Consider the following 12,447-nt stretch of genomic DNA (forward strand, 5'->3'; position numbering starts at 1 on the left):
CTGCACGTCCCGAATTTTAAAATTTGTAGCAAAATAACACGCGACCCCAGACGTGTCAATCACAAGAAATACCCAATGAAATGAAGGGAATATGCTTGTTTAGTGGGGTAGATATGGTGTCAAATGTAGCCAAACAACAAGCGCTGAGACCCAAGTACATGAAAACCATCCCGTTCACCGCCCTGGCCGCCGCCACCCTGCTGGCCAGCCTGCCCGCCCACGCGCAAAACGCCGACCGCAAGTTCGGCGGCGTCACCCAGCGCGACGGCCATCTGGAAGTCCGCACCAGCGACGGCAGCTACCTGATCACGCCCTACTCGGCCGGCATTATCGAAACCACCTTCGTGCCGAAAGGCGAAAGCGCCGATCCGGCCTCGCACGCGGTGGTGCTGGCGCCGGCCGCCGTCAAGACCACGCTGAAACAGAAAGCCGGCGCCATCGAATACGCCACGCCCGGCCTGACCGTCACCATCACCAAGTCGCCGTTCAAGATCGCCTACGCTTATAAGGGCAAACCGCTGGTGGCGGAAAAGCGCGGCTACATCCACGTCACCGACGACGTGGCCAAGGGCAGCAAGGATATCAACAAGGGCGAGCCGCGCACGCTGGAAGCCATCGAGTTCGCGCTCGATAAGACCGAAGCCCTGTACGGCGCCGGTTCGCGCGCGGTCGGCATGGACCGTCGCGGCTACCGCTTCACACTATATAACAAGGCGCACTACGGCTATGGCGACCATTCGGAACTGATGGGCTACACCATGCCGGTCGCGCTGTCGTCGAAGATGTACGCCATCCACTTCGACAATCCGCAAACCGGCTACCTCGATTTCGACAGCCGCAAGGACAACACGCTGACCTATGAAGCCATCGGCGGCCGCAAGACCTATCAGGTGATCGCCGGCGACAGCTGGGCCGACGTGGTGGGCAACTACACCAGCCTGACCGGCAAGCAGCCCTTGCCGCCGCGCTGGGCCTTCGGCAATTTCGCCATGCGCTTCGGCTACCACAACGAACAACAGGCGCGCGACACCGTCAACCAGTTCATCGCCGACGATATCCCGCTGGACGCCATCGTGTTCGACCTGTTCTGGTTCGGCAAGGAGATCAAGGGCACCATGGGCAACCTGGCCTGGGACAAGGACAACTTCCCCAATCCGCCGGCGATGATCGCCGACTTCCAGAGCAAGGGCGTGCAGACGGTGTTGATCTCCGAACCGTTTGTGCTGGATACCTCCAGCCGCTGGCAGGAGGCGGTCGACAAGAAGGTGCTGGCCACCGGCGCCGACGGCCAGCCGCTGGCCTACGACTTCTACTTCGGCCACACCGGCTTGATCGACATCTTCAGCGCGCAGGGCAAGGACTGGCTGTGGGATATCTACAAAGGCCTGCACCAGCAAGGCGTCAAGGGCGTGTGGGGCGACCTCGGTGAGCCGGAAGTGCATCCGACCGCAGCGCGCCACGCCACCGGCAGCGCCGACCAGGTGCACAACATCTACGGCCACCAGTGGGCACGCCTGGTGGCGGAAGGCTACCAGCGCGACTTCCCGGCCGAGCGGCCGTTCATCCTGATGCGCGCCGGTTACTCGGGCACGCAGCGCTACGGCATCATGCCGTGGTCGGGCGACGTCAATCGCGGCTGGGACGGACTGCAATCGCAGCCGGAAATCTCGCTGCAAATGGGTATGCAGGGCGTCGGCTATATGCACTCGGACCTGGGCGGCTTCGCCAATCCGGTGCTGGACAACGAGCTGTATCAGCGCTGGCTGCAATACGGCGTGTTCCAGCCGGTGTTCCGCCCGCACGCGCAGGAAGAAGTGCCGTCCGAACCGGTCTACCGCGAAGCAAAAACCAAGGCGCTGGCGCGCGAGGCGATCCGCCTGCGTTACCGCCTGCTGCCGTATAACTACACGCTGGGCTTCGACAACAACCAGCAAGGCCTGCCGCTGATGCGTCCCATGCTGTACGAGGAGCCGGGCAACGCCAAGGTGCGCGCCATGTCGTCCACCTACTTGTGGGGCAAGGACTTCCTGGTCACGCCGGTGCTCAAACCAGGCGCCACCAGGACCGACGTCTACTTCCCTGCGCGCAGCACATGGTTCGATTTTTACACCGACGAGAAGCAGGCTGGCGGCGCCACGCGCTCGGTCGCGCTGACGCCGGACCACGTGCCAGTCTACGTCCGCGCCGGCGCCTTCATCCCGATGACGAAAGTGGTGCAGACCACGCGCGACTACAACACCCGTCAGCTGGAACTGCACTACTGGCACGACGCCTCGGCGACAGCCGGCAGCGGCAAGCTGTATGACGACGATGGCCTGACCGCACAAGCCTACGAACAAGGCAAGTATGAACTGGTGCGCTTCGCCAGCAAGCTGCAAGGCAAAGCGCTGACGCTGCGGGTGGAGTCGGAAGTCGGCCAGCACTACCAGCGTCCGGAACGCACCATCGCGCTGACCGTGCATAACGTCACGGCCGCGCCATCGTCGGTGCGCATAGACGGCAAGATCGCCGTCTACGCGTGGGACGACACGACCAAACTGCTCACCGTCGACCTGCCGGCCAGCGCAGACGCCAGCCGCAGCGTCGACATCGCGCTGTAAAAACTGTCCAGTATCGAACATGCACAATGTTCGATACTGGACACTTAAACAGCGTTACCATGTCGCCAGACGTGGCACGGGCTTTGCTGTAGTCCCTGCATGCCCCAACACCAGAACTGGCGACTGACATGCTGAATCTCCGCGACTTCCGTATCGGCTTGCGTTTGCTTGCGGGCGAACCGGCCTACTCCGCCGTCGTCATCCTCGGTTTGGCCGTCGGCTTCAGCGTGTGCTTCCTGCTGTTGGGCTTTGTGCGCTACGTCTCCAGCTACGATGCCCAGGTGCCGCAGGCGGAACAGATTTACCTGGTCAAGTACAAGTACAACGGCATCCCCAAGCCACAGTGGTTCGAACTGGCGCCGCTGCCGCTGCTGGATGTCGCCACCCGCAGCGGCTTGGTCGACCAGGCCACGGCGCTCAACTACATCAAGGTGGACGTCAAGGTCGGCGCCTTGCTGGAACCGGTGGAATTTGCCACTGTCCACCCCAGCTTCGAACAAATATTCGACGTCCGTCCGCTGGAAGGCGACTTGTCCAAGGCCTTGCTGCAGCCGGACATGGTGGCGCTCACGCGCGGCATGGCCCACAAGCTGTATGGGCAAGAGCACGTGCTGGGCCGGACGCTGCAAGCCGGCGACAAGACGCTGACCGTCGCCGCCGTGCTACCCGATCCGCCATCGAATTCCACCGTGACCTACAGCGGCTTGACCGGCATCGAAACCACGCTATGGCCCGCCGACGAGCGCATGATGCTGTTTCAATCCTGGAGCTACATCTACGCCAAAATATATGTGAAGCTCAAGCCGAACGCTTCGCCGCTAGCCTTGAGCCAGATCCTGCAAGCGGCGGCTGACAACTCGCCCCTGGCCCGCGACCTGCATGGCCATGCTGCCGATATCCGGCTTGGCGCCCTGCCCGCCATGTATTTCGACCGCGACACCGCCGGCTCGCCCTACGGCAGCCTGCATGGCGACATCCGGGTCGTCTATGGCCTGACCTGCATCGCGCTGCTCATCATGCTGCTGGCGACGATTAACTACGTCAACCTCGCCACCGTGCGCACCTTGCGGCGCCGGCGCGAAATCGCCTTGCGCAAGGTGCTGGGCGCCAGCGTCGGCCGGATCGCCCAGCAGTTTCTCGCCGAGTCGCTGCTGGTTGCCCTGGGCGCCACCGGCCTGGGACTGCTGTTCGCCTACCTGCTGCTGCCGATTTTCGCTGACCTGGTCGACCGCAAGCTGGACGACATCTTCACGCCGTCGATGCTGGCATTGAGCCTGGCGGCGGGCGCCGTGGTTGGCGTGGTATCGGCCATCTATCCGCTGTGGGTGGCGATGCGGGTGCGTCCACCGGAAGCCTTCGCGGGACGCGGCGACAGCGAAACCGGCGACGCCTCCGCGCTGCGGCGCGTGCTGACGGTGCTGCAATTCGCGGTGGCCATCGGTCTCACCGGCGCCACCTTCGCCATCGCCTACCAGACCCGCTACGCGCTGTTGTCAGATCCCGGCTTTGACAGCCATCGCCTGCTGGTGATGCACCTGCCTGCCAGCCTCTCTGCGCAGGGCGCCAGCAGCTTGCGCGAAGCGCTGTCGCAGGTGCCGGGCGTGGAAGGCGTAGCCGCCACGGACAGTCCGCTCGGCGTCAGCTTCCTGGGACGCTTCTACGCCATCTCGCGCGATGACGGCACCAGGAGCAGCATCGTCTCGCGGCCGGTGACGGCCAATTTCTTCAGCGTCTACGGCATCCAGCCGCTCGCCGGTCGTCTTTTCGACAGCCATCGCAACCGCGACGACGCCACAGACACGATCGTTATCAGCGCCGCCGCGCTGCGGCCATTGAACTTCGCCACACCGCAAGCGGCCATCGGCCAGATCATCAGGCTGGGCGAAGGCGCCGGCTCGCTCAACGCCACCATTGTCGGCGTGGCGCCAGACATTCAACTGGAAGGATTGCATAAGGCGGCACGCCCCGTCATCTATGCCACCAGCAAGGACATCACGGTACTCACCGTCCGCACCCATGGTGACGTGGCGGCGCTGGCCAACCTCGCCAGCGGCTTGGCGCGCCAATACTTCCCCAACGACGTAGTCGATATCAGGCACGCCGACAGCTATTTTTTACAAAGCTATGCGGAGGACATCCGCCTCGCCAAAATGCTGGCGATCAGCAGTGCGGTGGCGATTGCCATCGCGGCCTTCGGCATGTATGTTCTCGCCGCCTATACGGTGCGGCGGCGCCAGCGCGAGATCGTCATCCGCAAACTGCACGGCGCCAGCGCGCGCATCGTGGCGATGTTGATTGCCCGCGAATTCATTGTGCTGAGTGCAGCGGGAACGGTGCTCGGTTTGCCGGTGGCGTGGTATGCCAGCCATCGCTACCTGGCGTCGTTTGTCACATTCGCGCCGATGGCCATGCTGCCGCTGGCCGTGGCGCTGCTGCTGATCTGCGCCGTGATGCTGGGCGCCACACTGGCCCAGACGCTGGCGGTCAGCCGCATGAATCCCGCGCTGGCGCTGCGCTCAGCCTAGATCCGGTCGAGCAGCTGCTGTTCGGCCCTTTCGCTCAGCACCAGCACCAGCTTCAGGCGCGCGCGCGTCATGCCGACGAATAGCTTGCGCAGCACCAGCTGGTCCATCTCTTCGAAATCGATCTCGGTGAAGATGATGGCCGGCGCCGACTGGCCCTTGAAGCGGTACACCGATTCCGCCAGCAGGCCGCCGTCGCGGTACTGCGGATTGCCGAACAAATCGTATTCGCCGGTAAAGGACTTCAGCGTATGCACATCGCTTAACTGGTCGAGGTGCAGGATGGCCGATTTTTCACGCCCACGGAACGAAGCGATCGCGATATCCTCGCGCGTAAAGCCGGCGCCCAGGCACAGCGTGACGGCGCGCCGCGTTTGCGCCAGCATCGCTTCGGTGTCGCCGTCCGGGTACACCAGTTCCTCGATATCGGCGCCCTTGAACGGACTGCCCGCCTCCACCGGCGTGTCGGTCGCGCCGATGGTCGCCAGCAGTTCGACGATCTGGCGCGGACTGCGGTAGTTGGTATCGGAATGCAGCGTCACCCAGTCAGGCAAAGGCACGCTTTGTTTGCCGTACAGGTTTTGATTCGGATCTTCCAGCCAGATCGCGCGGCCTTCCGGCTTCAGCATGCGCAGCAAAATATCGCGCCAGGCGGCCGAGAAATCCTGCCCTTCGTCGACGATCAGCACATCGTATTGCCAGCTCGCCGGCAGCGGTGACGCCGTCATCTCTGCTTCGATCTTTTCCCACACATCCGGCGCGGCGTAGTTGGGCGTGTTGCCGCGCTCACGCGCAAAGGCGTCGCTCAGCATATGGAAGCTGGTCACGCGGCCACCATCCGGCACCAGCGTCTGGATATGGTCGGCCAGCGGCCGGTTGTAGCAGACGTACAGTGGACACAGGCCCGCTTCGATGGCGGCCGCATATTCCGACAACGCCAGCTGCGTCTTGCCGCTGCCGGCGGTGCCCATCACGCGCAGGCGGAACGGCGCGAACTCCAGCCGGTGCGCCCACGTCGCCAGGCCGCCCGACAGCCGCGCCACCATGCGCGCCGCATTGCCGATCATCGCGCTCGGATCGGGGCGGAGGCTGAGCATATTGCCGAGGAAGCGCGTGACCTTGTCGAACTGCGCGTCGGCTGCCCCATCGCCCACCGGCAGGATGTCGCGCACCATTTGCGCCAGCAGATGCTTGTTGCTGGCGTCGATAATGTGGCGCGGGTCCAGCCCGGCCAGGTGCGGATCGCGCACCAGATAGTCGGGGCAATACAGCACGTAGTCGATTGACAGCTCGCTGCCAAAGCGTTCGGTCAGCACGCGGATCGAGCGCATGATGTGCTGCGCCACCCGGCGTGGCTTGCCGGCGTACTGCTTGACCAGGCCATCCGGCGTCTCGTTGAGGAAGCCGGCGATCTGCTCGACCAGCAGCACCCGGCCGTTCGGCGCCACGATCACAAAGTCCACCTGATCGAACGCCGAGTAGCCCTTCTCCACATTGGTCCAGTGGACGCCGTGATAGATATGGTAGGGCGCCTCCGCCAGCGTCGCATTCAGATACGCCAGCGTTTCAATCTCGCGCGCCGCCGCGCCAGTCGCCGACATCTCTTGCCAGCCGGTGGGATGAAGATGAGCCATGTAGTGATAGACCTGGTGAAGGAAAGACTTATTCTAAAGCCGATTGCATCAATCGGCGCCGCTGCTGTGGCTATCGTGTTCCGCCTGTTTTTCCATCAGCAGATTTGCCATCAGCACCGCAATGAACAGCACTGCCTGAGGGGAGTGATCAAGTACCTCGATATCGTGGCGCTCGCGTAGCGTCAGGAACTTGCCTTGCGCCCGCGCCAGCACTCGCCCACGCCAGGTCACTTCAAACTGTCGGTCGAACAGGCTGCCTGTCATGACGGCGCCGTCAAACGGACCGCCTTCAACCAGAATGTGGCGCCGCAGCGTCCATGATTTACGGCGCAACTGGAAGCTGTCTTCACCCATGCTGACGTTCCAGGTCGATAGCCATGTCCACAACTTGCGCTTGAAGACAGCGACTTCCAGGCCATCCCGTGTCAGCACCCACGGCGGATTGAACCAGCCCCACTTTCCCACACACTCATACAGCATCATACCGTCGCTGTCGCAGATGTGAAAACGGCCGCGCCAGGACATCAGTTTACGAAAGATATGCAGTGTGACCGGGGTTGGCAAAGACTCGTCCATTGGCGCTTTCAAGGAATGCAGGAATGGTTAGCATATCACTTCGCCCGGTGTATCATGACCAGCACACACACCAAGGGAGATGTCTGTGACACCAAAAATTATCAGCACGCTGCTGGCCTCCGCCCTCGCAGCCACCAGCGTTACCGCGCTGGCCGCACCCGCCGCCAAACCCACTGCCGCCGAAGCCGAACGCTTCCTGGCCGACACCGAAGCCAAGCTGAATAAGCTGAACAACGAACAATCGCGCGCCGCCTGGGTCGGTTCCAACTTCATCACCGACGACACCGAAGGCATCGCCTCCTACTTCGCCGAGCGCTACCTGACCGCCTCCGGCGAAGCCGCCATCGGCGCGCGCCGCTTCAACGGCCTCAAACTGCCGGCGGAATCCGCGCGCAAGATCATGCTGCTGCAGCAAACGCTGGTCTTCGCCGATCCGAAGGAGCGCGAACAATACGCCCAGCTGCAAGCCGCCATGAACGGCGCTTACGGCAAAGCCAAATACTGCTCCACGCCCGACAACTGCATGGCGCTCGGCGAAATGGAAAAAGTCCTGGCCACCAGCCGCGATGAAGCCAAGCTGAAAGAAATGTGGGTCGGCTGGCACGCCCAGTCGCCGTCGTACAAACAGAAATACACCGACTACGTCGCCCTGTCCAACAAAGGCGCGCAGCAGATGGGCTTTGCCGACACCGGCGTGATATGGCGTTCGCAGTACGACATGCCGCCGGAAGCCTTTGCCGCCGAAATGGAACGCCTGTGGCAGCAGGTCAAACCGCTGTACGACTCGCTGCTGACCTACACCCGCTACAAGCTGCGCGCCACTTACGGCCCGGACGTGGTGCCGCTGGACGGCCCGATCCCGTCTCACTTGTTCGGCAATATGTGGAGCCAGAACTGGTCCAATCTGTACCCGCTGCTGAAGCCGACCACGGGCGCCAGCAGCTACGACCTGACCAAAGTGCTGGAACAGCGCAAGACCGACGCCAAACAGATGACCAGGTACGCCGAGGGCTTCTACACTTCGCTGGGCATGCAAAAGCTGCCGGCGTCGTTCTGGGAACGCTCGCTGCTGACCAAGCCGCGCGACCGCGATGTGGTATGCCACGCGTCGGCCTGGCCGCTGAATGAGAAGGACGACGTGCGCATCAAGATGTGCATCACGCCGACCGCCGAAGACTTCACCGTGATCCACCATGAACTGGGCCACATCTACTACTTCCTGGCTTACACCAAGCAGCCCTTCCTGTTCCGCAATGGCGCCAACGACGGCTTCCACGAAGCCATCGGCGACACCGTCGCGCTGTCGATCACGCCGAGCTACCTGAAGCAGATCGGCCTGATGGATCAGGAACCGGACGTCACCGCCGACATCCCGCAACTACTGGAACGTGCGCTGAGCAAGGTGGCGATTCTGCCGTTCGCCTACTCGGTGGACAAATGGCGCTGGGACGTCTACTCCGGCAAGACCAAGCCGGCCGACTACGACAAGAGCTGGTGGCAGCTGCGCGAGCAGTACATGGGCATGAAGCGTCCGGCGCCGGTCAACGGCACCAGCGGCTTTGACGCCGGCGCCAAGTACCACGTGGCCGCCGATGTGCCATATGCGCGCTACTTCCTGGCCGACATGCTGCAATTCCAGTTCCACCGCGCGCTGTGCCGCGAAGCCGGCTACACCGGCCCGCTGAACCGCTGCTCGGTGTACGGCAACGCCAAGGCCGGCGCCAAGCTGCAACAGATGCTGGCACTGGGCGCCAGCAAGCCCTGGCCGGAAGCCTTGAAAGCCATCTCCGGCGAAGACAAAATCGACGGCAACGCGCTGCTCGAATACTTCGCGCCGCTGAAGACCTGGCTGGATCAGCAAAACGCCATCCTCTCCGCCGCCGAGAAGAAGTCGTAAAAGAAAAAAGGGCGTCCCGAGGGACGCCCTTTTTAGTTCAAGCGCGAAGGCTTAGAACTTGTAGTTCACGCCGGCCAGCAGGGTGCGGCCGTATTTCTGGTATTCCAGCTGCTGCGAACGGTCGCCGTTGTAGGTCTCGTAGGCGGCGTTGCGCAGGTTGTTCACTTGCACCACAAAGCCCAAGCCCTTCATCGGACCATTCTCGAAGGTGTAGCCCACCTGCAGGTCGATGATGTTCTCGCCGACCACATAACGCAGTGCGCGGTCGTTCGAGAAGTTGCCGATCTCGCCGACGAAGTCCGAACGCTTGCGCTGGCTGACGCGCGCCTCAAAGCCGGCCTTCTCGTAGTAAGCGGTCAGGTTGCTGACGCGCTTCGACAGGCCTGGCAGCGGGATGTGCTGGCCGATGCTGCCACTTGGATCTTCGATCGTGATCTTGCTATCAGTGTAGGTGGTACTGGCGCTGATACCAAAACCATCCAGCGCCTTACTAACCATGTTCAACGGCAGCGATGCCGACAGCTCCAGGCCCTTCAGGTTACCGCCGTTGCCGTTGTATGGCGCGGTGTAGTTACCGATGGTGGTGTGCAGCGGATCGGTCGGGTTGTTACCCACCGAGCCAGGCGGCACGTACGCGCTGAAGTCATACGACTTGGTCTGCGTGAAGATGTAGGTATCCAGCTTCTTGTAGAACGCCGCAGCGGCAAAGTACGCCTTCTTGTCGAAGTACTTCTCGTACGAGATGTCGAAGGCCTTGGCGCGCCATGGGTCCAGCTGGGCATTGCCGCCGCTGCCGCCCGGCTCGCGCTTGGTGGTGTCGATGCCGAAGTCCAGTGCCGAACGCAGCTGGTCGACACGCGGACGCGCCAGTTGCTTGGCCAGCGCCAGACGCACGGTCTGCTGATTGTCCAGGCCGAACGCCAGGTTCATGCTTGGCAGGACGTCGGTGTATTTCTTGCCGTCGTTGACCGGCTTGATGGCGCCGGTGGTGTTGTCGTACCAGCGCGAAGCCGACGACTGGTCGGTGCGTTGCACCTGCACGCCGATGTTACCGCGCAGGCTGACGTCGGCGCCCAGTTCCGCTTCGATGTTCGCCTTGGCAAACGCGGTGGTGACTTTCTCGCTCACTTCCCAGGTTTTGGCGATCAGGTAACCCTGGGTGTCGGTCGGTGCGAACACCATGTACTTGGCCACCACGGCTGGCACGTTCCAGGTCGGAATGTAGCCGGCGCCGGCAAAGCCCAGGTTGGCCGACTGGTAGAACAGGTCGGACGAAATGGTGGTCGGCGCGCCTTGCAGCGTGATGTTGCCTTCAGGCTGGTGCTTGTTCTTGCTGCGGTCGGCATAGTTGGCGCCGATGTCGAAGCTGGAGAACGCTTTTTCCAGCGCACCCGACGACTGGATGTTGGCGACCAGCTTGAAGCCTTTCAGCTCGTCTTCCACGCTCGGGGTCTTGCCGTAGCCCGAACCGTAGATGGTGTTGGTCACATACAGGTTGTTGCGGTTGTTGTAGTCCATGCCCGGGGTCAGCTGCGAGAAGCCGCCGTTGCCGTAGCCCAGCTTGACCGAATCCAGGAAGGGGGCGCCGGCCGCGTTGGTCATCTGCAGATTGTTTTCCAGGCTCAGCTCGTCGCGCTTGGCTTTCGAGTAGTTCAGGTCGGCAAACAGCGACCAGCCGTCCAGGCGGAATTCATTGCTCCAGCCGGCCGCGCGGATATCATCCTGGCGCTTGTTATACATGCCGCGCACCAGCGGATAGATGTTGTTGGCGGTGCCGCCGGCGATGGTGCCGTTGTTGATCACGACCGGATTGTAGATCGGGTCCGGCTTGTTGCCGCCGTTCCAGCCGCTCAGGCTGATCTCGATCTGGTTCGAGGTTTCTTCGTTCTTGAAGCGCGATGCATAGGCGTCAAAGGTGCTGGTCCATTGCTTGTTCGGACGGTATTGCAGCACGCCCATCAGGCCGTCACGCTCGTTGCGGCCGCTCTTGGCCACGGCCTTGATGCCGTCCGACGCGAAGGTGCCGCTCGGCAGGCCGGCGCGGTCATCGCGCTTCCATGGCTCGTACAGGCCGGTCTCGTTGTCCAGCACCGGGGTTTCCAGGTGGGCGTAGCCGACTGCGACACCGATGGTGCGGTTGGCGAACTGGTCGATATAGCTGGCGCTGAAGCGGTTGCCGGTGTCCTTGGCGTTGCCGATCTTGCCCAGCGAGTTCTTCTCGCCACGGGCGTTGAGCGCCACGGTGCGGCCGGCGAAATTCAGCGGACGCACGGTTTGCAGGTCGATGGTACCCGACAGGCCCTGGCCAACCAGGCCGGCGTCCGGGGTTTTGTAGACGGTGACGCCGCCGATCAGCTCGGATGGATACTGGTCGAATTCCACGCTGCGGTTGTCGCCGGTCGAGACTTGCTCGCGGCCGTTCAGCAGGGTGGTGGAAAAGTCTGGCGACAGACCGCGAATCGAGATCACTTGCGCGCGGCCGGCAACGCGCTGGGCGGCCAGGCCTGGCAGGCGCGAGATCGACTCGGCGATCGACACGTCCGGCAGCTTGCCGATGTCTTCGGCCGAAATCGCCTCAACGATGGAGGTCGCGTCTTTCTTGACCGAGATCGCGTCCTCGATGCCGCGGCGGATACCGGCCACGGTCACCGACTGCAGCTTCGGCGCGTCGGCGGCGGGTGCATCCGCGCTGGTTTGGGCAAACGCTGGCGCTGCGGCGGCCACGACCAACAGGGCAACGCCTGCGGCGAGTGGCTTTAACTGGAACGCAGTGTGGCTGCGCTTGCTTGCGAAGATGTTCATTTAATGTCCCCTCTGAATGACACAAATATAAGTCCCGCAACTGCAGCAACCACGGGAACCAAGGAATTGCAACGTTCTAAAGACGTTCTGGAAAGAATTTTGTACTAAAACTAGATTCGGTGTCAATCAAACTTCCCTGTCACTACGTAATACCAGCCCCGGATATCAAGGCTCCCTCTACGATATCGGGGGATGCGTTGTATTTCGGCTACAGGATTTGAATGACGGCGATGTAGTAGAACTACAGTTTATTGCGGAAAAACGGTATTTTCTGTAGGCGAATGCCAGTTTGGCTGCGCCGAGGGGCCCATTAGACCGCTCAAACCGGCCCCGACTGTATTTGAACTCAATTCAAGCCAGCCAGTCGCGTTTGATGGCGGTGACTTTTAAGAGTATTCTTTCGAAAAATCAACAGC

Annotated in this window: 6 protein-coding genes; 3 read left to right on the top strand and 3 right to left on the bottom strand. The window is 62.2% G+C overall.

The window, feature by feature from the left end:
* The first annotated feature begins 158 nt into the window (after window positions 1–158).
* Window positions 159–2,600, top strand: a complete 2,442-nt coding sequence (locus tag GTP69_RS07670) for a TIM-barrel domain-containing protein (protein ID WP_161054313.1) — start codon at window positions 159–161, stop codon at window positions 2,598–2,600.
* A 128-nt stretch (window positions 2,601–2,728) separates the two neighbouring features.
* Window positions 2,729–5,125 (top strand): ABC transporter permease, encoded by a 2,397-nt coding sequence (locus GTP69_RS07675; RefSeq protein WP_161054314.1) that lies wholly within the window; start codon window positions 2,729–2,731, stop codon window positions 5,123–5,125.
* Here the strand turns inward: GTP69_RS07675 and GTP69_RS07680 are convergent.
* Both GTP69_RS07680 and GTP69_RS07685 read right to left on the bottom strand, forming a co-directional pair.
* Window positions 5,122–6,756, bottom strand: coding sequence for an ATP-binding domain-containing protein (locus GTP69_RS07680; RefSeq protein ID WP_161054315.1), 1,635 nt, complete (start codon window positions 6,754–6,756; stop codon window positions 5,122–5,124). The two genes, GTP69_RS07675 and GTP69_RS07680, sit on opposite strands and share 4 nt — an antisense overlap.
* Window positions 6,757–6,804: 48 nt before the next feature.
* On the bottom strand, window positions 6,805–7,332 hold the full coding sequence (locus tag GTP69_RS07685) for an LURP-one-related family protein (RefSeq protein WP_161054316.1): 528 nt from the start codon (window positions 7,330–7,332) through the stop codon (window positions 6,805–6,807).
* Between the two features lie 79 nt (window positions 7,333–7,411).
* On the opposite strand from GTP69_RS07685, the gene GTP69_RS07690 reads away from it, so the two are divergent.
* A complete protein-coding gene (locus GTP69_RS07690) occupies window positions 7,412–9,229 on the top strand; it encodes a M2 family metallopeptidase (RefSeq protein WP_161054317.1) in 1,818 nt (605 codons plus the stop codon).
* A gap of 51 nt (window positions 9,230–9,280) precedes the next feature.
* On the opposite strand, the gene GTP69_RS07695 is transcribed toward GTP69_RS07690, so the two are convergent.
* A complete protein-coding gene (locus GTP69_RS07695; protein WP_161054318.1) occupies window positions 9,281–12,031 on the bottom strand; it encodes a TonB-dependent receptor in 2,751 nt (916 codons plus the stop codon).
* Window positions 12,032–12,447: the final 416 nt, after the last annotated feature.

The organism is Duganella levis (assembly GCF_009857605.1).
Lineage (GTDB): Bacteria > Pseudomonadota > Gammaproteobacteria > Burkholderiales > Burkholderiaceae_D > Rugamonas > Rugamonas levis.

Excerpts from the sequence above, each read along its gene's own strand:
- GTP69_RS07670 (WP_161054313.1), top strand. The coding sequence starts at position 159 with ATGAAAACCATCCCGTTCACCGCCCTGGCCGCCGCCACCCTGCTGGCC.
- GTP69_RS07675 (WP_161054314.1), top strand. The coding sequence starts at position 2,729 with ATGCTGAATCTCCGCGACTTCCGTATCGGCTTGCGTTTGCTTGCGGGC.
- GTP69_RS07680 (WP_161054315.1), bottom strand. The coding sequence starts at position 6,756 with ATGGCTCATCTTCATCCCACCGGCTGGCAAGAGATGTCGGCGACTGGC.
- GTP69_RS07685 (WP_161054316.1), bottom strand. The coding sequence starts at position 7,332 with ATGGACGAGTCTTTGCCAACCCCGGTCACACTGCATATCTTTCGTAAA.
- GTP69_RS07690 (WP_161054317.1), top strand. The coding sequence starts at position 7,412 with ATGTCTGTGACACCAAAAATTATCAGCACGCTGCTGGCCTCCGCCCTC.
- GTP69_RS07695 (WP_161054318.1), bottom strand. The coding sequence starts at position 12,031 with ATGAACATCTTCGCAAGCAAGCGCAGCCACACTGCGTTCCAGTTAAAG.